Raw genomic sequence first — 24392 nt, forward strand, 5'->3', positions numbered from 1 at the left:
TAACGGGGCGGCGGCCTCCTCGGGGCGTCCGCCTACCATCATGTGGGTCCCCGTGCGCCCTCCCGGCGCGCCCCCCATCGTCTCGAGAGGGTGGCGGCACGCATGCAGCCCGATGAGCACCGTCCCGAACTGCCCGCCAAGTTCGCCCCCCTGGGGCTGACCTACGACGACGTCCTGCTCATCCCGGGGCCCTCCGACGTCGTCCCCGCCGAGGTCGACACCAGCAGCCGCCTCACCCGCAACATCCGGCTGGCCATCCCGCTGATCTCCTCGGCCATGGACACCGTCACCGAGTCGCGGATGGCCATCGCCATGGCCCGCGTCGGCGGCGTGGGCGTCCTGCACCGCAACACCTCCGCCGAGGACCAGGCCGGCCAGGTGGACCTGGTGAAGCGGTCCGAGGCGGGCATGGTCACCAACCCGGTCACCTGCTCCCCGGACAACACCCTCGCGGAGGTGGACTCGCTGTCGGCCCGCTACCGCATCTCCGGGGCACCGGTCACCGACGCCGACGGTGTGCTGGTCGGCATGGTCACCAACCGCGACATGCGCTTCGAGACCGACCAGAACCGGCTGGTCCGCGACGTCATGACGCCGATGCCGCTGGTCACCGCCCCGGTGGGGGTCGACCCGGACACCGCGCTGGCCCTGCTCCGCCAGCACAAGATCGAGAAGCTGCCGCTGGTGGACGACGCCGGCCGGCTGCGCGGGCTGATCACGGTCAAGGACTTCGTCAAGCGCGACCAGTACCCGAACTCCACCAAGGACGCCGACGGCCGGCTGGTCGTGGGCGCCGCGCTCGGCGTCGGCGAGGACGCCTACAAGCGCGCCGGGCTGCTGGTCGACGCCGGCGTCGACGTACTCGTGGTGGACACCGCGCACGGGCACCAGCGCGCGGTGCTGGACATGGTCGCCCGGGTGAAGGCCGACTTCGCCGTCGAGGTCGTCGGCGGCAACGTGGCCACCCGGGCCGGCGCCCAGGCGCTGGTCGACGCCGGGGTCGACGCGGTCAAGGTCGGCGTGGGCCCGGGCTCCATCTGCACCACCCGGGTGGTCGCCGGCGTCGGCGTCCCCCAGGTCACCGCCATCTACGAGGCGGCCCTCGCCGCCCGCCCGGCCGGGGTGCCGGTCATCGGCGACGGCGGCCTGCAGTACTCCGGTGACATCGCCAAGGCCCTGGTCGCCGGCGCGGACACGGTGATGCTCGGCGGCCTGTTCGCCGGCGTCGAGGAGGCCCCCGGCGAGCTGGTCTTCATGAACGGCAAGCAGTACAAGTCCTACCGCGGCATGGGGTCGCTCGGTGCGATGCAGAAGCGCGGCGGCAACCAGTCCTTCAGCCGGGACCGCTACTTCGCCGACGACGTCCTCTCCGACGACAAGCTCGTGCCCGAGGGCATCGAGGGCCAGGTGCCCTACCGCGGGCCGCTGGCCGGGGTCGCCCACCAGCTGGTCGGCGGTCTGCGGGCGTCGATGGGCTACGCCGGCGCGGCGACGGTCGCCGAGCTGCAGGAGCGCGGGCAGCTGACCCGGATCACCTCCGCCGGGCTCACCGAGAGCCACCCGCACGACATCCAGATGACCGTCGAAGCCCCCAACTACCGGGCCCGGTGACCTGATGCCCGTACGCGACAACGTGGAGATCGGCCTCAACCGGTTCGCCCGCCGCGGCTACGACCTCGACGAGGTGTCGCTGGTCCCCAGCCGCCGCACCCGGGACGTCGACGACGTGTCCACGGCCTGGCAGATCGACGCCTTCCGGTTCGAGATCCCGCTGGTGACCAGTTCCAGCGACGCCGTCGTCAGCCCGGCGACGGCGGTCGCCGTCGGCGAGGCCGGCGGCCTGGGCGTGCTCAACGCCGAGGGCCTGTGGACCCGCTACGACGACCCGACCGACGTCCTCCGCCGGCTGCGGGACGCCGCCGGCCCGGACAGCGGACCGCCGATCTCGCTGCTCCAGGAGGTCTACGCCGAGCCGGTGAAGCCCGACCTGGTCACCGCGCGGATCAAGGAGATGGCCGCCTCCGGGGTCACCACCGCCGTGCGGGTGTCGCCCCAGCACACCCTGCAGCTGGCGCCGGCCGTGCTGTCCGCGGGCGTCGACCTGCTGGTCATCCAGGGCACCATCGTCTCCGCCGAGCACGTCACCACCGCCGGGGAGGCGCTGAACCTCAAGGAGTTCATCGCCGACCTCGACGTCCCGGTGGTCGTCGGCGGCGCGGCGGACTACCAGACCGCGCTGCACCTGATGCGCACCGGCGCGGCCGGGGTGGTCGTGGGCGTCGGCGCCGACAGCTGGTCCACCGGGGACGCCGTAATGGGCATCCGGGTGCCGCTGGCCAGCGCCATCGCCGACGCGGCCGCCGCCCGCCGGGACTACCTGGACGAGACCGGCGGCCGCTACGTGCACGTGATCGCCAACGGCCGGATCGAGACAAGCGGCGCGATCGCCCGGGCGCTGGCCTGCGGAGCCGACGCCGTCCAGGTGGGGGAGCCGCTGCGCGCCGCCGAGGAGGCGCCCGGTGGCGGCGTCTGGTGGGACTCGGTGGCCGCCCACCCGCGGCTGCCCCGCGGTGGGACGTCGGCCGCGGCCGCACCGCGCGGCACGCTCCACCAGGTGCTGCACGGCCCGGCCGACTCCTCCGACGGGCGCACCAACCTCTTCGGCGCGCTGCGCCGCACCATGGCCAAGACCGGCTACCGGGACCTCAAGGAGTTCCAGCGGGTCGACCTCGTCATCGGGGGCCACGCCGACGCCCCGGCGCACCGGGTGGGCTGACATGGACTTCCCGACGGTCCTCGTCGTCGACTTCGGCGCCCAGTACGCCCAGCTCATCGCCCGGCGCATCCGGGAGGCCGGCGTCTACTCCGAGCTCGTCCCCGGCGACCTCCCCGTGGACGAGGTGCTGGCCCGCAAGCCGGCGGCGATCGTGCTCTCCGGCGGGCCGTCCAGCGTCTACGCCGAGGGCGCGCCGCAGGTCGACCCGTCGCTGTTCGAGTCCGGCGTCCCGGCCTTCGGCATCTGCTACGGCTTCCAGGCGATGGCCGCGAGCCTGGGCGGCACCGTCGCCCGCACCGGGGACCGGGAGTACGGCGGCACCCCGCTGACGGTCACCACCCCGGGGTCGCTGTTCGGCGCGCTGCCGCCGGAGCAGTCGGTGTGGATGAGCCACGGGGACGCCGTCAGCGCCGCCCCGCCCGGGTTCACCGTGACCGCCACCAGCACCGGCGCGCCGGTCGCCGCGTTCGAGGACGTCGACCGCCGGCTGGCCGGGGTGCAGTTCCACCCGGAGGTCCGGCACACCGCGCACGGGCAGACGGTGCTCGAGCACTTCCTGTTCGACATCGCCGGCCTGCAGCCCAGCTGGACCATGGCCAACGTCGTCGAGGAGCAGGTCGCGGCGATCCGGGAGCGGATCGGCGACCGGCGGGCCATCTGCGGGCTGTCCGGCGGCGTGGACTCCGCGGTGGCCGCGGCGCTGGTCCAGCGGGCCATCGGCGACCGGCTCACCTGCGTGTACGTCGACCACGGGCTGATGCGCGAGGGCGAGACCGAGCAGATCGAGAGGGACTTCGTCGCCGTCACCGGCGCCGACCTGCGGGTGGTCGACGCGAGCGAGCAGTTCCTCGGTGCGCTGGCCGGGATCAGCGACCCGGAGGAGAAGCGGAAGACGATCGGCCGGGAGTTCATCCGGGTCTTCGAGCAGGCCGCGCTGGACGTCGTCGCCGACGCCCAGGCGCACGGGGAGACCGTCGACTTCCTCGTGCAGGGGACGCTGTACCCCGACGTCGTGGAGTCCGGCGGCGGCTCGGGGACGGCGAACATCAAGAGCCACCACAACGTCGGCGGGCTGCCCGAGGACCTGACCTTCACCCTGGTCGAGCCGCTGCGCACGCTGTTCAAGGACGAGGTGCGGGAGGTGGGCCGCCAGCTGGGGCTGCCCGACACCCTGGTGCAGCGCCAGCCGTTCCCCGGCCCCGGGCTGGGCATCCGCATCGTCGGGGAGGTCACCGCCGACCGGCTGGCCGTGCTCCGCCAGGCCGACGCGATCGCCCGGGCCGAGCTGTCCGCGGCCCACCTGGACACCGAGATCTGGCAGTGCCCGGTGGTGCTGCTGGCCGACGTCCGCTCGGTCGGCGTCCAGGGTGACGGCCGCACCTACGGCCATCCCGTCGTGCTGCGGCCGGTGTCCAGCGAGGACGCCATGACCGCGGACTGGACCCGGCTGCCCTACGACGTGCTGGCCCGGATCTCCACCCGGATCACCAACGAGGTGGCCGAGGTCAACCGGGTGGTGCTGGACGTGACCAGCAAGCCGCCGGGCACCATCGAATGGGAGTGAGGACCCTCCTGCCCCCCAGCCCTCGCTAGCTCGGGCCGGGCCCTTGCAGGAGGGCCGTTCCAGCACGTCGCCTTGCTCCCAGCCCTCGCCAGGGCTCGGGGTGGGTGCTCACGGGACGGCGACCAGGGGCGGTGACTCGACCACTGCGCCGAGCGGGGAACTGAGCACGGTCAGCGCCAGGACCAGGAGCGCCTCGGTCACCACGCCGAGCGCGGCGCCGGCCAGGTGGTGCCGCCGCTCGGGGCCGGAGCTGGTCCGGGCCCCGAGCACGCCCACCACCACGCAGACGACCCCGAGGGTGGCGGCCAGGACCGGGTCCACCAGCACCAGCGGGACCGAGAGCGCCCCGGCGGTGAGCGGGACCAGGCCCCACCAGGCCGGCCGGCCCGCCGCCCCGGGCCCGGCGGTGCGAGTGGGGACCTGCGTCACGTCGCACCTCCGGGTCGGGGCGGTCCGGTCAGCGGCGGCGACGGGCACGGCGCAGCTCCGTCACCAGCAGCGCCACCCCGCCACCGATCAGCAACAGCCAGCCGAGGCCGCCGTCCCACAGGGGCGAGTCGGGGAGGTCGACCCCGGCGACCACCAGCGTCCCCAGCAGGGCGAAGACCAGGCCCGCGACCAGGGAGACCGGGTCGATCGAGCGTCGTGCCGGGGGTGCGGGCTCGGGCTCGGGAGTGGTGATCGGCTCCGGCCACAGGTTCTCCTGCCACCGGGTGGGCGTCGTCGGGAACTCGCTGTAGTCAGCCACGGGACACCTCCACGTCTCCGATGCCGGACTCGATGGTGAGGCGGAACTCGGCGTCGTCGTCGTCGGTCCAGGCCGCCGACCCGGTGCCGGGGTAGAAGCCGCCGTCGGAGGGCTCGCCGAAGACGTCGGCGTCCCCGATGCCGTTGTCCACCTGCACCTGGACGTCGGCCGAACGGGGCACCACGACCTCCACGTCGCCGATGCCGGCGTGCAGCGTGACGCTGATCGGCCGGCCGACGTCGGCGAGGTCGATGTCGGTCAGGTCCAGCGTGAGGTCGCCGACACCGCTGTCGTACTGCGCCTCCACGTCCGCAGCGGTGGCCGGCTTGAAGCTGCGGTCGCCCTCCGGGGCGTCGGGGATGCGGACGGTGGTGGCCGCGACGGCGGCGAAGGACAGCACGACGCCCAGCACGATGAGGCCGACCTTGGACCCGCGTCGGGCGCCGGTGACCGCCGCGACGGCCAGGCCGACGCCCACCACCAGCAGGGCGCCGCCGAGGAACGCCCGTGCACCCAGGTCGATGCCGGTGAACCGCGTGAGCAGGGCGCCGATGCCGACCAGGATGAGGACGACGGCGAGCGTGATGCCGGGGACCGGGGAACGCGGCCCGGCCGGCGCCCGCTGGGCGCGGACCACCTGGGCGGTCGGGTCGACCGGGGCGGCCGGCATCAGCAGCCACAGGAGCGGGTAGACGATCAGGCCGACGCCCCAGGCGAGGGTGACGGCGACGAAGCCCACCCGCCAGAGCAGCGCGTCGACACCGGTGTACTCGGCGAGGCCGCCGCTCACGCCGCCGATCACCCGGTTGGTCCGGCTGCGCTGCAGCGGCGGACGCGGGGGAGGGCCGGGCGGCGGGGCGGGCAGTTCGCCCATGGGCGGGTCGTAGCTGGGTGGTGCCGGGGGGAAGGGTGGGGAGCTCATGCCCAGGAGCCTGCCGAGCCGGCCGCTCCACCGGTATCGGGGAACCACCTGATCCGACCCTGAGCGTCCCTGCCCGCCGCGACTCCGGGTGATCACGGGTGTCTGGAGGCCCCACCAGGGTGGGACGATCGGTCCGTGACCACCTCCGTCGTGCCCGCGCCGCCCCGGCCGCCCCTGGCGCGCCCGCGGCGCGGACGACTGATCGGTGGGGTCGCCGCCGGCACCGCGCGCCACCTGCAGCTGGAGCCCCTGGTCGTCCGGATCGGCTTCGTCGTGCTCGCCGTGGCCGGCGGCATGGGCGTCATCGCCTACGCGCTGCTCTGGATGACCATGCGGCTGGCCGACCCCACCACCGAGGCGGAGCAGGCGGACGAGGGAGCCCCGGAGCCGCCCAGCCGGCGGCAGGTGCTGGGCCTGGGGCTGCTCGGCCTGGTCGCCCTCGTGGTGGTCACCCCGCTGGCCAGCTGGGGCGGCAGCAACGTCGTCGTCCCGCTGCTGCTGGCCGGCGCCGGGATCGCGCTCATCTGGCGGCAGTTCGACGGCGAGCGCACCCTCGCCCGCGGGGCCAACCGCGCCGGCCTGGTCGCCGGCGTCCTGCTCGGCGTCGGCGGGGTGGTGCTGCTGCTGGCCACCACCGGCCAGCTGGTCAACGCCCGCAACGGCTTCTCCGCGACCCTGGTGATCCTGGTGGGGGTCGCGCTGGCCACCGCGCCGCTGTGGCGCCGGCTGCTCGACCAGCGCTCCGAGGAGCGCGCCGCCCGGATCCGGTCCGAGGAGCGGGCCGCGGTGGCCGCCCACCTGCACGACTCGGTGCTGCAGACCCTGGCCCTCATCCAGCGGCACGCCGAGTCCCCGCAGCTGGTGGGCCGGCTGGCGCGCAGCCAGGAGCGGGAGCTGCGCACCTGGCTGTACGAGCCCACGGTGGCCACCGGCGGCACCTGGGCCGGGCTGGTCGCCCGGCTGGTCGCCGAGGTGGAGGCCGACCACGCGGTCACCGTCGAGCCGGTCGTCGTCGGCGACCTGCCGGTGGACGACGTGGTCGCCGCGCTCGGCCAGGCCACCCGCGAGGCCGTGGTCAACGCCGCCAAGCACTCCGGTGCCCCCAGCGTGTCCCTCTACAGCGAGGTCACGCCGTCCTCGGTGGTGGTCTTCGTCCGGGACCGCGGCACCGGCTTCGACCCGGCCACGGTCGCTCCCGACCGCCGGGGCCTGCGCGACTCGGTGGTGGCCCGGCTGACCCGCTCGGGCGGCACGGCCACGGTGCGCTCGGCGCCGGGGGAGGGGACCGAGGTGGAGCTGTGCCTGCCCCGCGTCACGACGGAGGTGCCGGCGTGACGGCCCCGGAGGCGGCTCCCGGCGACCGGCCGCGGGTCTTCATCGTCGACGACCACGCCATGGTCCGCGCCGGGGTGCGCGCCGAGCTCGGCCCGGCGGTCGACGTGGTGGGGGAGGCCTCGGACGTCGCCTCCGCGGTGGACGGGATCCGGGCGACCACGCCGGACGTCGTCCTGCTCGACGTGCACCTCCCCGGCGGTGGCGGGCGCGCCGTGCTGGCCGCCCTGCACGCCGAGCTGCCGGCCGTCCGGTGGCTGGCTCTGTCGGTCTCGGACGCCGCCGAGGACGTCATCGCGGTGATCCGGGCCGGCGCCCGGGGCTACGTCACCAAGACGATCTCCGGTCCGGACCTGCGGGCCGCGGTGCAGCGGGTCGCCGACGGGGACGTCGTGTTCAGTCCGCGGCTGGCCGGCTTCGTCCTCGACGCCTTCGCCGCCACACCCGCGGCGACCGCACCCGCGCCGGTGGCCGCCGACGACCCGGCGACCGACCCCGGGCTGGACCTGCTCAGCGCCCGCGAGCGGGAGGTCATGCAGCTGCTGGCCCGCGGCTACACCTACCGCGAGATCGGCGGGCGGCTATTCATCTCGGTCAAGACCGTCGAGTCGCACGCCTCCAACGTGCTGCGCAAGCTGCAGCTGTCCAACCGCAACGAACTCACCCGCTGGGCGGCCACCAACCGCCTCCTGTAGTCGCGGCCCCTCCGCCCTGCGGAGGGTCCTCCGTCAGGCGGTGTGCACGACGTGGAAGGCCTCGGCCATCCGACCCTCGGGCAGGCCGTGCAGGCGTGCGGTCCGCCGCATCCAGCCGCCCACGAACTCCTCGAGGTCGGTCCGGTGGCCCACCTGGGTCACGTGCGCCCGCAGCGCGGCGAACTTGCGGTCGACGACCTCGGTGACTTCGACGGCGTGGTCTGCGCGGGGACTCGCGCCCAGCCAGACCTCGTCGACCGTCCACGCCTCCAGGCCCTCGTCGGCCAGCAGCTCGGGGAAGGCGAACGGGTTCCGCGCGTCGGGGTAGACCGCGCGCAGCGTCGACTCCCCGACGGTCATGTGGTCGGGGTGGCTGGCGCCGATGCGCTCCCAGAACCGTTCCGGTGAGCTGGTCAGCACCCGCTGCGGGCGGACCTGCCGGATCACCCGGCTGATGTCGCGGCGCAGGTCCAGGGTCAGCTCGAGCCGGCCGTCGGGATACCCGAGGAAGCGCACGTCGGAGACGCCCACCGCGGCGGCGGCGGCGCGCTGCTCGGCCTGGCGCAGCGGGCCCATCTGCTCGCGGGGGGTGTCGTCGAAGCCGCCGGCGTCGCCGTCGGTGACGATGCAGTAGGTGACCTCGGTGCCGGCCGCGGTCCAGGTGGCGACGGTGCCGGCGCTGCCGAAGTCCACGTCGTCGGGGTGGGCGAGCACGCACAGCGCGCGCTCGACGTGCGCGGCCGGTTGCGAGGGAGGCGGTGAGGTCACCTGCGGGAGCCTAGGAGAAGGCCCCTCCTGCCCCACCCACCCGCAGGAGGGCCACCCGGTCCCTCACCCGCGCATGCCGGCCAGCTTGTCCGGGTTGAGGACGACGAGGGCCTGCTCCACCCGGCCGTCGGCGACGACCAGCGACACGGCGATGACCGGACCGGAGTCGTTCTCGACGAGGACCCCGGGCGCACCGTTGACGTCGACCAGCCGGACCCGCGACCCCGGCTGGGACAGCCCGGCCGAGACGGCGATCAGGAACCGGGCGGCCTTGTCCGCCCCGACGATCGGTCGCAGTGCCGCCTTGGCCCGGCCGCCGCCGTCGGTCAGGAGCACGACCCCCGGGGAGAGCGCTGCCAGCAGCGCCTCCACGTCGCCACCGGCGCAGGCGGCCAGGAACCGCTCGGTCACCTCCTGCTGCGCCCGGCGGTCGGCGTCGAAGCGGGGACGACGGGCCTGCACGTGCTCCCGCGCCCGGTGGCCCAGCTGTCGGACGGCGGCCTCCGACCGGTCCAGGGCCCGCGCCACCTCGGCCCAGCTCATCCCGAAGACCTCGCGCAGCACGAAGACCGCGCGCTCGACGGGGGACAGCGTCTCCAGCACCACCAGGACGGCGAGCGAGACCTCCTCGCCCAGTTCGGCCGCCTCCTCCGGCCCGCGTGCGACGGCCTCGGTCAGCAGCGGCTCGGGGAGCCACGGGCCGACGTAGGTCTCCCGCCGGGTGCGGGCGGCACCGAGCCGGTCCAGCGCCAACCGGGAGGTGACCCGGACCAGGTAGGCCTTCGGGTCGGCCACGTCGGCCCGGTCGGCGGACGACCAGCGCAGCCAGGCGTCCTGGACGACGTCCTCGGCGTCCGCGACGCTGCCGAGCATCTGGTAGGCGACCCCGAACAGCAGCCGCCGGTGCCGGTCGAAGGCGTCGAGCTCGGCGTCCGGCACCGGGGGCGTGCTCATGCGGACGAGGCCGTGCCGGCGGTCGACGCCGGGACCTCGCAGCGGTCGGAGAAGCCCTGGCTGGTCAGGCCCAGCGCGCTGTTGAACCGCGACCGCTGGTTCTCCACGGCGATCATCATGGTCAGCTCCACCAGGGCGGCGTCGTCCAGGCGTTCCCGCAGGCCGGCCACCATCGCGTCGGTGACGGCCGGAGGCGTGGTGCTCACCGCCTCGGCGTAGGCCAGGACCGCGCGCTCGGTGTCGGAGAACAGGTCGCTGTCGCGCCACTGCGGCACGGCGCGCAGCTTGGCCGGGTCGACGCCCTTGGTCGTGCTGAGCCAGTAGCCGAAGTCCACGCACCACGAGCAGCCGACCGTGACGGCGGACGCCATGACGGCGAGGTCCTTGAGGGTCGGGTCGAGGGCGTGCCACTTCTCCAGCGCCATCTCGTGCCGGGCGTCGGTCAGCAGCACGCGGGTGTTGTGCGCCATCGCGGTGGCCGGTTCGACGAGCGTCCCGAACCGGCGGCGGCAGTACCACTCGGTGAGCCGGTGGACGAGCGTGCGGGGCGGGTCGAGCGGGATGCGTGCCATGGGTGGGTCCCTCCTCATCGGGTGTACACCCGAGAAGACGACACACCCCCCCTCGGATGTGACAGGAAGGACCCCGTCCTCCTCACCCCTCGCAAGCTCGGGGCGAGCCTCGGGACGGGGCCGGGGGGTCCTTCCTCTACAGCCGGCCGCGGCCCTGGCGGAGCAGCATCATGCCGAGCGTGGCGCCGTCCGGGCCCAGCGCGTTGCGGAACCGGGACAGCACCTGCCGCTCGCGGGACAGCGACAGCCGCATGCCTCCGGTGGAGGTGCGGAGCGCGCCGATCTCCTGCGAGATGGCCAGCCGGCGTTGCACCAGCTCGATGATCCGGGCGTCGCAGTCGTCGATCTCGGTGCGCAGCTCACCGATCCGGTCGGCCGGCTCGGCGGCGTCGTCGCTGCTCAGCGTGACGGTGTCCATGGTGTCCTCCGGAGGGTGGCAGGACCTCGACCCCCGGGAACGAGAAACGCCCCGGGGCCGTGGGCCCGGGGCGTCGTGTGTGCGGTGGCTGCTCAGCCAGCGGCGACGGACACCGGGACCCGGTGGCCGTAGGAAAACTCGCGGTGGCGCAGCACGCGGAGAGTGTGGCACGGCCGGGCGACGGCGCGCCAGCGCACCGCCGGCACGTCGGTGCTCCGGCTCGGGACCGTCGGTGTCCCGGCCTAGAGTGGCTGGGTCATGAGCAGCCCGCAGCAAGCCCTCCCCGGCACCGCCGCACTCGCCCGCGCGACCCCCGGTCAGGCCGGGCGGGAGCTCGACCGGATGCTGTCCGGCCTCAACGGCCCGCAGCGTGCGGCCGTCGTCCACGAGGGCGGCCCGCTGCTCATCGTGGCCGGCGCCGGTTCCGGCAAGACCCGGGTGCTCACGCACCGGATCAGCTACCTGCTCGGCGCCCGGCACACCCAGCCCGGCGAGATCCTGGCCATCACCTTCACCAACAAGGCCGCCGGTGAGATGAAGGAGCGGGTCGCCTCCCTGGTCGGCCCCCGCGCGCGGGCGATGTGGGTGTCGACCTTCCACTCGATGTGCGTGCGGATCCTCCGCGCCGAGGCAGCGAAGCTCGGGATGAAGAGCTCGTTCACCATCTACGACCAGGGCGACTCGGTCCGGCTGATGACGATGGTGGCCCGCGACCTGGACCTCGACAGCAAGCGCTACCCCGGGCGCTCGCTGGCCGCGCAGGTGTCCAACCTGAAGAACGAGCTGGTCGACGAGGAGTCCTTCGCGCCGCAGACCGCGCCGGAGAAGGTGCTCGCCGAGGCCTACCGGCTCTACCAGCGGCGGCTGCGCGAGGCCCACTCGATGGACTTCGACGACCTGATCATGACCACGGTCCACCTGTTGCAGGCCTTCCCGGACGTCGCCGAGCACTACCGGCGGCGCTTCCGGCACGTGCTCGTCGACGAGTACCAGGACACCAACCACGCGCAGTACGTGCTGGTCCGGGAGCTGGTCGGCCTGCCCGGTGGTTCGGTGCCGCCGGCGGAGCTGTGCGTGGTCGGTGACGCCGACCAGTCGATCTACGCGTTCCGCGGCGCGACCATCCGCAACATCGACGAGTTCGAGCGCGACTACCCCGAGGCGACCACCATCGTCCTGGAGCAGAACTACCGCTCGACGCAGCGAATCCTGCGGGCGGCCAACCAGGTGATCGCCCGCAACACCTCGCGCCGCCCCAAGAACCTGTGGTCCGACGCCGGCGACGGCGAGCTGATCGAGGGCTACGTCGCCGACAACGAGCACGACGAGGCCGCCTGGGTGGCCGAGCAGATCGACGCGCTCACCGACGAGGGCAAGGCCAGGCCCGCGGACATCGCGATCTTCTACCGCACCAACAACGCCTCCCGGGTCTTCGAGGAGGTGTTCATCCGGGTCGGGATGCCCTACAAGGTGGTGGGCGGGGTCCGGTTCTACGAACGCCGCGAGGTCCGGGACGCGCTGGCCTACCTGAAGGTGGTGGCCAACCCCGCCGACGTGGTCAGCCTGCGCCGGGTGCTGAACACCCCCAAGCGGGGCATCGGCGAGCGCGCCGAGGCCTGCGTGGAGCAGCTGGCCGACCGCGACCGGGTGCCGTTCGGAGCGGCGCTGCGGCGGGCCGCGGACGCCCCCGGCCTGGCCACCCGCTCGCTCAAGGCCATCGAGGAGTTCGTGGCGCTGCTCGAGGAGTTCGAGCAGCTGGTGGAGACCGGCTCGGGTCCGGCGGCGCTGCTGGAGAGCATCCTCGACCGCACCGGGTACCTCACCGAGCTCGAGGCCAGCACCGACCCGCAGGACGAGGGCCGGGTGGACAACCTCAACGAGCTCATCTCGGTGGCGGCCGAGTTCGAGGCGGCCAACCCCGGCGGCACGGTCACCGGCTTCCTCGAGCAGGTCTCGCTGGTCGCCGACGCCGACCAGATACCGGTGACCGGCGACGACGCCGGCGTGGTCACCCTGATGACCCTGCACACCGCCAAGGGACTGGAGTTCCCGGTCGTCTTCCTCACCGGCCTGGAGGACGGCGTCTTCCCGCACCTGCGGGCGCTGGGCGACCCCCGCGAGCTGGAGGAGGAACGCCGGCTGGCCTACGTCGGCATCACCCGCGCGCAGCAGCGGCTGTTCCTGTCCCGGGCCACGGTGCGCACCAGCTGGGGGCAGCCGGCCTACAACCCGCCGTCCCGGTTCCTCGACGAACTGCCGGCTGACGCCGTCCACTGGGAGCGCATGACGCCGGCGCCGGTGTCCACCGGCTACAGCTCTGCGCAGACCCGGGTGGCCGCCACCGGGCTGTCCACCGGCGGGCTGCGCGGCGGCGCCGGCAACCGGCCGGTGATCATGGTGGACGTCGGGGACCGGGTCAGCCACGACGCCTTCGGGATGGGCACGGTGGTCGAGGTGACCGGCGCGGGGGACAAGGCGCAGGCGACGGTGGACTTCGGCTCCGGCGGCACCAAGCGGCTGGTGCTGCGCTACGCCCCGCTGGTCAAGCTGTAGTCGTCGGGGCACACGTGCCCAGCGGCCGGGGAGCCGACGAGGCCAGGGCGGGACCGGACCCCCGAGGCGCCGACGACGGTGCCGGCCACTGGGGATCCCGCCGAGTGGGGCCGGAGGCTCCCGCGCAGGCGGGACTCAACGGCTCATCGCGACAGGTGACGGCACGTGGCCGCGGGGTCGTCCGTCAGGACGACGAGGTGCACGGTGTCAGCGGACGGAGATGCCGCGCTCGCCGAGCCAGTCCTCGGGGTCGATGGGCTTGCCGTTGATGCCGCCCTTGTGGATCTCGTAGTGCAGGTGCGGACCGGTCGACTGCCCCTCGTTGCCGACCTTGGCGATCAGGTCGCCGGCCGCGACGACGTCGCCGGCCTCGACCAGGAGGTGCCGCATGTGCCCGTAGACGTGCACGTCGCCGTCGGCGTCCTGGATGTAGATGGCCTTGCCGTAGCCGGAGGCGGCGCCGGCGCGCAGCACCACGCCTTCGGCGGCGGACAGGATGGGCGTGCCCAGGGGCGCGGCGAGGTCGAGACCCCAGTGCATGCTGCCCCAGCGCATGCAGAAGCAGGTGGTCAGGCGGCCCTCGGTGGGCAGGAAGAACTTGGGCGCACGGGCCGCCCGGGAGGCGGCGATCTCGTTGAGCCGCGCCTCGGCCTCCGCCTGGCTGATCTCACCGCGGGCGCCGGCGACCTCGACGCCCCCGGCGAAGCCGGTGTCGGCCTCCATGCCCAGGCCGTAGTCCAGTCCGGAGGCGGCCGACGACGAGGTGGCGTCCCCGCCGCCGGGCAGCGCGGCGATGAGCGCGCCGACCACCAGGGCGGCGAGCAGCAGCGCGGGCCGGCGGCCCGGGGCGGCGGGCAGCCGGCGGCGTCGACGGGGCCCGTCGGCGGGACCGGGTGCGGTGCGCTCCTCGTCGGCCGGCGCGTCGGCCGGCGACACCACCTCGACCGACGTCCGGGGGCCGTGCGCGGAGGCGGTGTCGTCCGCCGCGGCGCGCGGGCTCGGCAGCGGGGTCGGGGAGGGGGCGGCGGGGGAGAGGGCGGGACGGAGCCGGTCCCGGTCGACCGGGCGGGGACGGTCCTCGAGGGCGATGCGGCCGGTCTCCCGGCTACTGACGGTGGCGGGCCGGCTGCTGCGGGGCAGCGGGGGCACGGAGGCACCGAGGCCGATGGCAGGCCGGGACGCCGTGGCGACGTCGGGCCACGACCGTCCTGCGAACTCGTCCTGGCGGTACACCGCGGCACCTTCCGAGCGGGCGACACGGGGGAGCCGTGGCACCGAACGGACACCGGCCGGCCGGGGAGGGCCCACCGCTGCTGCACATCAGTTGTGCGTGACGCCTCCGGACTGCTCCCTCAGGCGTCGTCCCGCACGCTAGGCAGCCGCACGGGGTGGTCCAACGACCTGACCGGGCGTGTCACCACGACAACGCAGTGTCAGCACCAGTCGTCACACGAGCCACAGGACCTGGTCGTCTCAGGCGACCGCTGTCTCCGTGGACACGTCAGGCTCAGGGGCCTCGCGGCGACCGGCCAGCGTGGCGGCGACCTCGTCCAGGACGCCCCGGTGGATCGGCAGCGACATGTGCCCGACCCCTCGGACGAACACGTTCCGGGCGCGCAGGTCCGGGTGCTCGCACCGGCCGACGGTGGCGGGGACCAGCATCTGGTCCAGGTCGCTGTAGACGGAGGTCACCCGCGTCCGGCAGTCCGGCGCGGGCTGGGCGAGCTCGCGGAGCAGCGGTGACCCCGGGCGGAGCTGGCGTCCCAGCGGCGTGGGCAGCGCGTGGGCCCACAGCGTGCCCCCGTGCGGCGTGCCCAGCGTGACCAGGGAGTCCACCCGCCGGTCGCCGTCCAGGCGCTGCACCAGGTAGCGGGCCACCAGCCCGCCCATGCTGTGGGCCACCACGTGCACCCGCTCGTGGCCGGTGTCCTGGCAGACGCGCTCGATGTGCCGCCCCAGCGAGGCGGCGGCACTCTCGACGTCCCGCACCAGCGGGCTGTAGTTCCAGGAGCAGACCTGGGCGAACCCGCGACGGCGGAGGCTGCGGCGCATGACCGCGAAGATCGAGCGGTTGTCCACCAGGCCGTGCACCAGGACCACCGGGATGCGTGCGGCCAGCGGGTCGTCGGCGAACAGCGCGCGTACGCCGGGCGGCTGGGCGCCGGGCCGGTACCGGACGTCGGGGCGCAGCTGCTCGGTCCGGGCGCCCAGGGGGTACAGCAGGGCGTGCGCGCCCACCCAGGCCAGCTCGGTGACCCCACCGGTGAGACCGCTGGGCGAGAGCAGCGAGCGGAGGCCGGCGCGGACGGTGCCGGGAGACGGGGCCGGCAGGTCGCTGACGACTGCCCGCGGCCGGTCGTGCCACCCTGGGGCGGAGCACAGCTCCGTCGCGCCCACCGCGCCTCCCTCTGTCGAGTCCGGTCCGCACCGGCCGGCGCGCAATGGGTGTGTGCTCATCGCGGCGGCTGTGATGCCCCCGTGTGTCTGATGTCACACATCGGCAACACGACAGCCCGTCGGTACCCCCTCGCCGCCCCGGGCGCCGAGAGTTCCGACCGGGAGGCTCCCCTGCCTCCCGACACCACCCCATGGAAGGGGACCCCGTGCCCGCCCGTGACCGCGCCCCCGGCCGCGCCGCCCCTGGTCGGGAGACCGGCTCCGGAGCGGCCGCCGCTCCCCGGCGGCCGGGTGCCCGGCCCGCCGCCACCGCCCGGCGCCCGACGGCCCGGCGACCGGCGGACGGGCCGTCCGTGTCCCCCGACGTCGTGGTGGTCGGCGCCGTCCCGAACACGGCGCGCCTCACCGGGCTGCTCCTGGCCCTGGCCGGGGTGGTCGGTGCGGTGGCCCTCTTCCCGACCTACCTCGTCGTCGGCGGTCAGGTCGTCTCGCTGGTCACCGGCCCGGTCGAGGCGCTGCTGGCGCTGGTCGGCCCGGTCGCCGCCGTCGTCGTCGGGGTCGGGCTGGTGCTGGGCCGGGTGCCCCGCCTCGGCCTGGCCTACGCCGCGGTCACCGGCACGCTCGCCGTCGGACGGCTGCTGATCGAGCTCTACCAGGGGACCGGCTCGACCACCAGGCCCGCGGTCGAGGTGCTCGCCGGCGAGCGGGTGCTCACCAGCTCGGTCGAGACCGGTGCGGGGTGGGTGCTCGGCGTCGTCGCGCTGGCTCTCACCGTGCTCGCCGGGCTGGTCGCCCTGGTGGCCTGGGGCCGCACGGTGATGGAGGACGGCGGGTCGCTGGACCCGCTTCGTCCGGCACTGGCGGCCGCGGCCTCGCTGATCGGGGTCGCCGCCGTCCTGTGCCTCGCCGTGCCCGCCGCCGACGTGCCCGACCGGGTGCAGACCGACCCGGCGACCGGCCTGGAGACCGTGGTCACCGTCGAGGGACCGCAGGCCCTGCTGGAACGGCCCGGCCTGGCGTTGCTCGGCGGGCTGCTGCTGGCCGGGGCGTTGCTGCTGTGCTCGGTCATCGCCCCGTCGCTGCGGCCCCGGCTGGGCGCCGTGGGCGGTCTGCTGGCGGTGACCGTCACCCTGCTGGCCACCGCGCTCGCCGGGCTCCGGGACGCCGCCCGCAGCCCGGAGGTCGACTGGACCGTGCCCGGGATGGGCCTGCTCCTGCTGGCCGTGGCCTCGGCGGGCGTCACGGTGCTGGCCTGGCGCTGGCGGAAGGGCCCCCGCGCCGGACGCTGACCGGCGGCGTCCCGGCCGGGCGGTCACCTGTGATGCCGGGCACGGTCGTCGAGGCACATGAGACACCGGGTCCCGGCCGGGCTACGGTCCCTGTTCGTGGATCTCTTCGAGTACCAGGCCCGTGACCTGTTGGCCTCGCACGGTGTGCCCGTGCTCCCCGGCGGCGTCGCCGAGACGCCGGACCAGGCGGAGGCGATCGCCCGCGAGATCGCGGCGCCGGTCGTCGTCAAGGCGCAGGTCAAGGTCGGTGGGCGGGGCAAGGCCGGCGGCGTCAAGCTCGCCGACGACCCCGAGACCGCGCGGGCGCGCGCCCAGGACATCCTCGGTCTGGACATCAAGGGCCACATCACCCACCGCGTGATGGTCGCCCAGGCCAGCGACATCGCCGAGGAGTACTACTTCTCGTACCTGCTCGACCGTTCCAACCGCACCTTCCTGGCGATGGCCTCGGTCGAGGGCGGCATGGACATCGAGCAGCTCGCCGTCGAGCGTCCCGAGGCGCTGGCCCGGGTCCCGGTGGACGCCACGGTCGGGGTGGACGCGCAGAAGGCCGCCGAGATCGTCGACGCGGCCGGCTTCCCCGCCGAGGTCCGCGACCAGGTGATCGCCATCGCCGTCCAGCTGTGGGAGGTCTTCGCCCAGGAGGACGCCACCCTGGTCGAGGTGAACCCGCTGGCCAAGGCCCCCGACGGCACCGTGCTGGCGCTGGACGCCAAGGTCACCCTGGACGCGAACGCCGGCTTCCGGCACACCGGGCACGACGCCCTCGAGGACGCCGCGTCGGCCGACCCGCTGGAGGCCGCGGCCAAGGAGAAGGACCTCAACTACGTCAAGCTCGAGGGCTCGGTCGGCATCATCGGCAACGGCGCCGGCCTGGTCATGAGCACCCTGGACGTCGTCGCGTACGCCGGTGAGGAGTTCGGCGGCGTCCGGCCGGCCAACTTCCTCGACATCGGGGGCGGCGCCTCGGCGCAGGTCATGGCCGACGGGCTGGGCATCATCCTGTCCGACCCGGCCGTGAAGAGCGTGTTCGTCAACGTGTTCGGCGGGATCACCTCCTGTGACGCCGTGGCCGACGGCATCGTGTCCGCGCTGGGCATGCTCGGCGACGAGGCCACCAAGCCCCTGGTCGTCCGGCTGGACGGCAACAACGTCGAGGAGGGCCGGCGGATCCTCGCCGAGGCCAACCACCCGCTGGTGACCGTGGTCGACACCATGGACGCCGCCGCGCGCCGGGCCGCCGAGCTCGCCGCCTAGGGAAGGACCCCCTTCCTCCCCACCACTCGCACGCTCGCGGCGGGCCCCTGGAAGGGGGCCACCTCAAGAACAGGACACCAGAGATGTCGATCTTCCTCACCGAGAACAGCAAGGTCATCGTCCAGGGCATGACCGGGTCCGAGGGGCGCAAGCACACCCAGCGCATGCTCGCCTCCGGCACCGCCGTCGTCGGTGGCGTCAACCCGAGCAAGGCCGGCCAGAGCGTCGAGTTCGACGGTGCCTCGGTGCCGGTGTTCGGCTCCGTGGGCGACGCGATGAAGGAGACCGGGGCCGACGTGTCCGTCGTCTTCGTGCCGCCGAAGTTCGCCAAGGACGCCGTCCTGGAGGCCGTGGACGCCCAGATCGGGATGTGCGTGGTCATCACCGAGGGCATCCCGGTGCACGACTCGACGTACTTCTGGGCGCACGCCCAGGGCGGCTCGACCCGGATCGTCGGCCCCAACTGCCCCGGCCTGATCAGCCCCGGGCGCTCCAACGCCGGCATCATCCCGGCGAACATCACCCAGGCCGGGAAGATCGGGCTGGTCAGCAAGTCCGGCACGCTGACCTACCAGATGATGTACGAGCTGCGGGACATCGGTTTCTCCACCGCGGTCGGCATCGGCGGTGACCCGGTCATCGGGACGACGCACATCGACTGCCTGCGGGCCTTCCAGGACGACCCGGAGACCGAGGCCATCGTGATGATCGGCGAGATCGGTGGCGACGCCGAGGAGCGGGCCGCCGACTTCGTCAAGGCCAACGTCACCAAGCCCGTCGTCGGCTACGTCGCCGGCTTCACCGCCCCCGAGGGCAAGACCATGGGCCACGCCGGCGCCATCGTCTCCGGCTCGGCCGGCACGGCCGCCGCCAAGCAGGAGGCCCTCGAGGCAGCCGGCGTGCGGGTCGGCAAGACCCCGTCGGAGGCCGCGCGCCTCATGCGGGAGATCATCGGCTCCTGAGGGAGGACCCTCCTGCCCCTGCAGGAGGGCCTATCCGCTGCCCGGCACCCCTCGCGGGTGCCGGGCAGCGGCGTACCGGGACCGGTCGCCCCGGGGACGGCGACCGGCGAGAGGAGCGGCGATGACGTCGGACGGCCCGCACCCGCCCTCCGCGGCGTCCGGCCCCTCCCGTGCCCGGGCCCGAGCGCGGCTGAGCACGGTCACCGGCCGGCTGACCTGGCGCGACGCGGGCGTCGTGGCGGGTGGGGTGGTGTACGCGGCCCTGGCCGCCCTGCCCTGGGCGTCGGTCACCTTCGACGTGCTCGGACGGGTCTCGGCCCGCGGCTACGGGTTCAGCGTCCTCGTCCCGGTCAGCGTGCTCCTGCTGCTCGCGGCGGCCGTCTGGACGGCGCTGCCCCCGTCGGCCCGCCCCGCCGTGCGGTTCCCCGCCGGCCTGGTCACCGTGGGGCTGGCCGCGTCGGCCTTCCTGCTGACCCTGGTCGTCTGGCTGCGCAGCACCGACTACGGCTTCGAGCCCGTACCGCTGCTGGCGGTCCTGGTCACCGCGGCGGTCGGGGTCTGCGCGGTGCTCTCCCTGCTGCCCGAGCTCCGGGCGCCCGCGGGAGGCTCTCCCGGGTCCCCGACGCCCCGGTGACCCGGTCGCGGCGCCGGTGACTTCCCCGACGCCCGGCGCGTGCGCCGCCGCGACGTCGGCCGGGCTTGCGACAGTGGAGGCGTGACGTCCCTCCTGTCCCGCCTGCCCCGCCGGGCGGAGCGCCGTCCGGGGGAGCCGTGGGGGCCGCCGACCGGGTGGCTGGCCGCCGGCACCGCGATCGCGGTGACGCTCACCGGGCTGCTCGCCCTGGTGCTGGCCCTGGTCGTCGTCCAGCAGCTGGACCCGGCCGGCGGGCTCCCGCTGCCCTCCTCGGCCCGGGTGGCCGGAGCGCTGTGGCTGCTGGCGCACGGCGCGGAGCTCGGGCTGGCGTCCGGGCCGCTGCGGGTCGCGCCACTGCTGCTCACCCTGGGCGTCGCGTGGGGCCTGAGCCGGGCGGGCCGCTCGGTCGTGGCGTTGCGGGAACTGCACGAGGCCCGCGGCGTCGCCGGCGCGCTGGCGGTGCTGGTCGGCGTGCACACCGCCGCCACCGTCGCGGTGGCGGCACTGGTGGACGGCGAGCAGGCCACGGTGGGACTGCTGCGGCCCGCGGTCGGTGCGGCGGTGCTGGCGCTGCTCGCCGCCGGGACCGGCGCGCTGCGGGAGTCCGGGCTGGGGGAGGCCGTGCTCGAGCGGTTCCCCGGCCCCGGCCCCGCTGTCCTGCGGGGTGTCGCCGCCGGGGGGTGGTGGCTGGCTGCCGGGTGCACTGCCGTCGTCGCCGTCGCCCTGGCCGCCGACGTCGAGGGCGTCGCGGACCTGGCCACCGGTCTCGGCGGGGCCAGTGCCGGCGCGGCGGGTCAGGTGGGGCTGAGCCTGCTGCTGCTGCCGAACGCCACCGCCGCCGCGCTCGGCGTGGCCGCCGGACCCGGGTTCCAGCTGGGCGCCGGCACGCTGGTGTCCGTCAGCGGGGTCACCCTCGGCAGCGTGCCGGCCCTGCCGCTGGTCGCCGCCCTGCCCGACACCCAGGCCGTGCCGCTGCTGGCCTTCCTCTCCCAGGCGCTCCCGGTGCTCGCCGGCCTGGGTGCCGGGACGGCGCTGGGCCGCCGGATGGGCGACACCGACGGCGGGACGATCACCGCCGCGCTGTGGGCGGTCCTCGCCGGGGTCGGTGTCGGCGTCCTCGCCGGGCTGGGCGTGCTGGTCGCCGGGGGCCAGCTGGGGGACGGGGCGCTCGCCGAGGTGGGCGCACCCGCGCTGGCCACCGGACTGGCGGTGGCCGCCCAGGCCGGCATCGCCGCCGTGCCGGCCGGCGCGGTCAGCCGGTGGCGCGCCCGCGGCTGAGAAAGGACCCCCTCGCCCCCCACCGCTCGCGAGCTCGCGGCGGGCCCCTGCGAGGGGGCCGGGGGCCACCGGCTCCGCGCGGCTAGGGTTGGCAAACGTGCCCGCCGTCGCGCCCGCCACACCGCGGTCCCGCGTGGTCGTCCTGCTCTCCGGTACCGGGAGCCTCTGTGCCGCCCTCCTGACCGCGACCGCTGACCCGGGACACCCGGCAGAGGTCGTCGCCGTCGGCTCCGACCGCCCCGACGCCGCGGGGCTGGACCACGCGCGGACCCGCGGACTCCCCACCTTCGTGACGCCGCTGCGCGACCACCCCGACCGGGCCGCCTGGGACCGGGCGCTGGCCGCCGAGCTGGCCGGCCACCGTCCCGACTGGGTCGTCTGCGCGGGCTTCATGAAGCTGCTGGGCCCGGCCGTGCTCGCCGCCTTCCCCGGCCGGGTGGTCAACACCCACCCGGCGCTGCTGCCGTCGTTCCCCGGCGCGCACGCCGTCCGGGACGCCCTGGCCGCAGGCGCCGCCGTCACCGGGGCCACCGTGCACGTGGTCGACGCCGGGATGGACACCGGTCCGGTGCTGGCCCAGCGGCCGGTGCCGGTCCGGCCGGGCGACGACGAGGCCACCCTGCACGAGCGCATCAAGACCGTGGAGCGGGAGCTCCTGGTGCAGACGGTGGCCGAGCTGGCCGCCTCCACCGACCGGCGTCCGGCAGCCGGCACACCGACCATCCGCACAGGGATCGAGGAGAGCAGTCGATGAGCGAGCGCATCCCCGTACGCCGGGCCCTGCTGGGCGTCTACGACAAGACCGGCGTGGAGGAGCTCGCCCGGGGCCTGGCCGAGGCCGGTGTCGAGCTGGTCAGCACCGGCGCCACCGCGGCCCGGATCGCCGCGGCCGGCGTCCCGGTCACCCCGGTGGAGCAGGTGACCGGGTTCCCCGAGTGCCTGGACGGCCGGGTGAAGACGCTGCACCCGACGGTGCACGCGGGCATCCTGGCCGACCGACGCAAGCCCGACCACGTCGCCCAGCTGGCCGACCTGGGCATCGCGCCCTTCGACCTGGTCGTCGTGAACCTGTACCCGTTCAGCGAGACCGTCGCCTCCGGCGCCTCGGCCGACGAGTGCGTGGAGCAGATCGATATCGGGGGCCCGGCGATGGTCCGCGCCGCGGCGAAGAACCACCCCTCGGTCGCCGTCGTGGTCGCCCCCGACCGGTACGACCAGGTGCTGTCCGCGGTGCAGGCCGGCGGGTTCACCCTCGCCCAGCGCCAGGGGCTGGCCGCGGAGGCCTTCCGGCACACCGCCGCCTACGACGTCGCCGTCGCCTCGTGGATGGGCAACGTGCTGGCCCCCGACGACGAGAGCGGCTTCCCGGACTGGATCGGTGGCAGCTGGGAGCGCACCGACGTGCTGCGGTACGGGGAGAACCCGCACCAGGGCGCCGCGCTGTACCGCAGTGGGCAGCCGGGTCTGGCCGACGCCGAGCAGCTGCACGGCAAGCAGATGTCCTACAACAACTACGTCGACACCGACGCCGCGTGGCGGTCCGCGCACGACCACGTCGACCCCTGCGTGGCGATCATCAAGCACGCCAACCCGTGCGGGATCGCGGTCGGCTCCGACATCGCCGCCGCGCACCGCAAGGCGCACGCCTGCGACCCGGTCTCCGCCTTCGGCGGGGTGATCGCGGCCAACCGGGAGGTCGACCTCACGCTGGCCGAGCAGATCGCCGAGGTCTTCACCGAGGTGGTCGTCGCCCCGTCGTTCACCGAGGACGCCCTGGCCCTGCTGACCGCGAAGAAGAACCTCCGGCTGCTGCGGATGCCGGAGGCGCCCCGGCTGTCGGTGGAGATGCGGGCGGTCAGCGGCGGGCTGCTGCTGCAGACCGCCGACCGGATCGACGCGCCCGGCGACGACCCGACCAGCTGGACCCTGGCCAGCGGCGAGCCGCTGGACGCCGCGGCGCTGGACGACCTGGTCTTCGCCTGGCGCAGCGTGCGCGCCGTGCGCAGCAACGCGATCCTGCTCGCCAGCGACAAGGCCACCGTCGGGGTGGGCATGGGGCAGGTCAACCGGGTGGACGCCGCGCGGCTGGCCGTCGCGCGGGCGGGGGACCGGGCCGCCGGGTCGGTGGCCGCCTCCGACGCGTTCTTCCCCTTCGCCGACGGGCTCCAGGTGCTGCTGGACGCCGGGGTGCGCGCGGTGGTCCAGCCGGGCGGGTCCGTCCGGGACGCCGAGGTGGTCGAGGCCGCTGCCGCGGCGGGCGTGACCCTCTACCTGACCGGCACCCGCCACTTCGCCCACTGAAAAAGGACCCCCGTGCCCCCCACCACTCGCAGGCTCGCGGTGGGACCCTGCACGGGGGCCGCGCTGCCCCTCACCGCTCGCAGGCTCGCGGCGGGACCCTGCACGGGGGCCGACTTGCCCCCCACCACTCGCAGGCTCGCGGTGGGACCCTGTACGGGGGCCGCGCTGCCCCTCACCGCTCGCAGGCTCGCGGCGGACGCGGGGCGGGGTCGCTCAGCGCAGGCGCGGGCCGGTGCTCATCGCCTTGAGCGCGCCCAGCATGCCCAGCGCGGCGACCGCGACGGCGAACCAGGCGCCGACCGCGAAGGCCTCGAGGTCCCACCCGGCGTCGGCCAGCGGGACCAGCACTGCAGCCGCGGCCACCATCGAGACCAGCAGCGCCAGCACGCCGAGCAGCTGGTGGGTGCGGGCCGGGGCGTACATCAGCAGCCCGATCACGAACAGCACGATGCCGCTGCCGACCACCGCGGGCGGCTGCCAGGAGCCGGTCCCGCCCGACGTCGTGCCGGTCAGCCCGTCCCGCACCAGCTCCAGCCCGGTCGCGCCGCCGACGACCCAGACCACCAGCAGGCTCACCCCGGCGGCCATGCCGGCCAGCAGGAGGAGCAGCCCGGCGACGATGTCGGCGCGGCGGACCTCCACCGGCGCGGTGCCGACGTACGGGTCCCAGGCCGGGTCGTCGTCCTCCCCGTCCTCGGTGTCCTGCAGGTCCTCGACGTCGTCGCCGTCGTACCCGTCGTCGTCCCGGTGTGCGGTCCCTCCCCCGAGCAGCTCCGGCTGCGGGTCGTCGTAGCGGTCGTCGTACGGGTCGTCGTCGTACCGCTCCGGCGGGTGCGGCTGGTACGGCTGCTGGTACGGCGCCGCGCCGGCCTCGTGCCGGTCGTACACCACCTCGGTGGTCGGCTGCTCGGCCAGCGGCTGCCCGGTCGCACCACGGTGGGCGGAGCTGCCGTGCACTGCGGGGTCGGTCAT

At 74.9% G+C, this 24392-nt stretch carries 23 protein-coding genes; 13 read left to right on the plus strand and 10 right to left on the minus strand.

What is annotated here, in order from left to right; all coding sequences use genetic code 11:
* Window positions 1-102: 102 nt before the first annotated feature.
* Genes guaB through guaA form a run of 3 tightly spaced genes read left to right on the plus strand, consistent with a single transcriptional unit; the run spans window position 103 to window position 4340 of the window.
* Entirely contained in the window at window positions 103-1611 is a 1509-nt protein-coding gene (gene guaB, locus ACWIX6_RS04095; RefSeq protein ID WP_448615565.1) for an IMP dehydrogenase, read from the plus strand.
* Window positions 1612-1615: 4 nt separating this feature from the next.
* Window positions 1616-2776: a GuaB3 family IMP dehydrogenase-related protein gene (locus ACWIX6_RS04100; protein ID WP_448615566.1), complete on the plus strand. Its 1161-nt coding sequence runs from the start codon at window positions 1616-1618 to the stop codon at window positions 2774-2776.
* Between the two features lies 1 nt (window position 2777).
* Window positions 2778-4340 (plus strand): glutamine-hydrolyzing GMP synthase, encoded by a 1563-nt coding sequence (gene guaA / locus ACWIX6_RS04105; protein WP_448615567.1) that lies wholly within the window; start codon window positions 2778-2780, stop codon window positions 4338-4340.
* A gap of 108 nt (window positions 4341-4448) precedes the next feature.
* Here the strand turns inward: guaA and ACWIX6_RS04110 are convergent, their stop codons facing one another.
* The 3 genes from ACWIX6_RS04110 to ACWIX6_RS04120 are packed head-to-tail and all read right to left on the minus strand — an operon-like array spanning window position 4449 to window position 6010.
* Window positions 4449-4769: a hypothetical protein gene (locus tag ACWIX6_RS04110; protein ID WP_448615568.1), complete on the minus strand. Its 321-nt coding sequence runs from the start codon at window positions 4767-4769 to the stop codon at window positions 4449-4451.
* 28 nt (window positions 4770-4797) lie between these two features.
* A complete protein-coding gene (locus ACWIX6_RS04115) occupies window positions 4798-5088 on the minus strand; it encodes a hypothetical protein (protein WP_448615569.1) in 291 nt (96 codons plus the stop codon).
* Window positions 5081-6010: a PspC domain-containing protein gene (locus ACWIX6_RS04120; RefSeq protein ID WP_448615570.1), complete on the minus strand. Its 930-nt coding sequence runs from the start codon at window positions 6008-6010 to the stop codon at window positions 5081-5083. The genes ACWIX6_RS04115 and ACWIX6_RS04120 overlap by 8 nt, the downstream gene beginning before the upstream one ends.
* A gap of 135 nt (window positions 6011-6145) precedes the next feature.
* Between ACWIX6_RS04120 and ACWIX6_RS04125 the strand changes: the two genes are divergently transcribed.
* Both ACWIX6_RS04125 and ACWIX6_RS04130 read left to right on the plus strand, forming a co-directional pair.
* A complete protein-coding gene (locus tag ACWIX6_RS04125; RefSeq protein ID WP_448615571.1) occupies window positions 6146-7345 on the plus strand; it encodes an ATP-binding protein in 1200 nt (399 codons plus the stop codon).
* The gene (locus ACWIX6_RS04130; RefSeq protein WP_448615572.1) at window positions 7342-8037 is read left to right on the plus strand and encodes a response regulator; all 696 of its coding nucleotides are present in this window, start codon (window positions 7342-7344) and stop codon (window positions 8035-8037) included. The genes ACWIX6_RS04125 and ACWIX6_RS04130 overlap by 4 nt, the downstream gene beginning before the upstream one ends.
* Window positions 8038-8070: 33 nt before the next feature.
* Here ACWIX6_RS04130 and ACWIX6_RS04135 read toward each other — a convergent pair whose 3' ends face one another.
* The 4 genes from ACWIX6_RS04135 to ACWIX6_RS04150 form a co-directional block, all read right to left on the minus strand.
* Window positions 8071-8805, minus strand: a complete 735-nt coding sequence (locus ACWIX6_RS04135) for a PIG-L deacetylase family protein (RefSeq protein WP_448615573.1) — start codon at window positions 8803-8805, stop codon at window positions 8071-8073.
* 63 nt (window positions 8806-8868) lie between these two features.
* The gene (locus tag ACWIX6_RS04140; protein WP_448615574.1) at window positions 8869-9759 is read right to left on the minus strand and encodes an RNA polymerase sigma-70 factor; all 891 of its coding nucleotides are present in this window, start codon (window positions 9757-9759) and stop codon (window positions 8869-8871) included.
* On the minus strand, window positions 9756-10331 hold the full coding sequence (locus ACWIX6_RS04145) for a carboxymuconolactone decarboxylase family protein (protein ID WP_448615575.1): 576 nt from the start codon (window positions 10329-10331) through the stop codon (window positions 9756-9758). Before ACWIX6_RS04145 ends, ACWIX6_RS04140 begins: the two co-directional genes overlap by 4 nt.
* A 136-nt stretch (window positions 10332-10467) precedes the next feature.
* Complete coding sequence (locus tag ACWIX6_RS04150) at window positions 10468-10749, minus strand: chorismate mutase (protein ID WP_448615576.1); 282 nt, start codon at window positions 10747-10749, stop codon at window positions 10468-10470.
* Between the two features lie 258 nt (window positions 10750-11007).
* On the opposite strand from ACWIX6_RS04150, the gene pcrA reads away from it, so the two are divergent.
* Window positions 11008-13302, plus strand: a complete 2295-nt coding sequence (gene pcrA, locus ACWIX6_RS04155; RefSeq protein WP_448615577.1) for a DNA helicase PcrA — start codon at window positions 11008-11010, stop codon at window positions 13300-13302.
* Between the two features lie 207 nt (window positions 13303-13509).
* Here the strand turns inward: pcrA and ACWIX6_RS04160 are convergent, their stop codons facing one another.
* Entirely contained in the window at window positions 13510-14535 is a 1026-nt protein-coding gene (locus tag ACWIX6_RS04160; protein ID WP_448615578.1) for a peptidoglycan DD-metalloendopeptidase family protein, read from the minus strand.
* 240 nt (window positions 14536-14775) lie between these two features.
* The gene (locus ACWIX6_RS04165) at window positions 14776-15699 is read right to left on the minus strand and encodes an esterase/lipase family protein (protein WP_448615579.1); all 924 of its coding nucleotides are present in this window, start codon (window positions 15697-15699) and stop codon (window positions 14776-14778) included.
* A 353-nt stretch (window positions 15700-16052) separates the two neighbouring features.
* Here ACWIX6_RS04165 and ACWIX6_RS04170 point away from each other — a divergent pair, with 353 nt between their 5' ends.
* The 7 genes from ACWIX6_RS04170 to purH all read left to right on the plus strand — a co-directional run bounded on the left by ACWIX6_RS04170 (window position 16053) and on the right by purH (window position 23420).
* The gene (locus ACWIX6_RS04170; RefSeq protein ID WP_448615580.1) at window positions 16053-16988 is read left to right on the plus strand and encodes a hypothetical protein; all 936 of its coding nucleotides are present in this window, start codon (window positions 16053-16055) and stop codon (window positions 16986-16988) included.
* A gap of 96 nt (window positions 16989-17084) precedes the next feature.
* Window positions 17085-18245: an ADP-forming succinate--CoA ligase subunit beta gene (sucC, locus tag ACWIX6_RS04175; protein WP_448615581.1), complete on the plus strand. Its 1161-nt coding sequence runs from the start codon at window positions 17085-17087 to the stop codon at window positions 18243-18245.
* 83 nt (window positions 18246-18328) lie between these two features.
* Window positions 18329-19207: a succinate--CoA ligase subunit alpha gene (sucD, locus tag ACWIX6_RS04180; protein WP_448615582.1), complete on the plus strand. Its 879-nt coding sequence runs from the start codon at window positions 18329-18331 to the stop codon at window positions 19205-19207.
* A 121-nt stretch (window positions 19208-19328) separates the two neighbouring features.
* Window positions 19329-19841, plus strand: coding sequence for a hypothetical protein (locus tag ACWIX6_RS04185; RefSeq protein WP_448615583.1), 513 nt, complete (start codon window positions 19329-19331; stop codon window positions 19839-19841).
* Between the two features lie 81 nt (window positions 19842-19922).
* Window positions 19923-21119 (plus strand): cell division protein PerM, encoded by a 1197-nt coding sequence (locus ACWIX6_RS04190; RefSeq protein ID WP_448615584.1) that lies wholly within the window; start codon window positions 19923-19925, stop codon window positions 21117-21119.
* Window positions 21120-21216: 97 nt separating this feature from the next.
* Window positions 21217-21873: a phosphoribosylglycinamide formyltransferase gene (gene purN / locus ACWIX6_RS04195; RefSeq protein WP_448615585.1), complete on the plus strand. Its 657-nt coding sequence runs from the start codon at window positions 21217-21219 to the stop codon at window positions 21871-21873.
* Window positions 21870-23420 (plus strand): bifunctional phosphoribosylaminoimidazolecarboxamide formyltransferase/IMP cyclohydrolase, encoded by a 1551-nt coding sequence (gene purH / locus ACWIX6_RS04200; RefSeq protein WP_448615586.1) that lies wholly within the window; start codon window positions 21870-21872, stop codon window positions 23418-23420. The genes purN and purH overlap by 4 nt, the downstream gene beginning before the upstream one ends.
* Window positions 23421-23633: 213 nt before the next feature.
* On the opposite strand, the gene ACWIX6_RS04205 is transcribed toward purH, so the two are convergent.
* Entirely contained in the window at window positions 23634-24392 is a 759-nt protein-coding gene (locus ACWIX6_RS04205; RefSeq protein ID WP_448615587.1) for a hypothetical protein, read from the minus strand.

The organism is Modestobacter sp. URMC 112 (genome assembly GCF_053502575.1).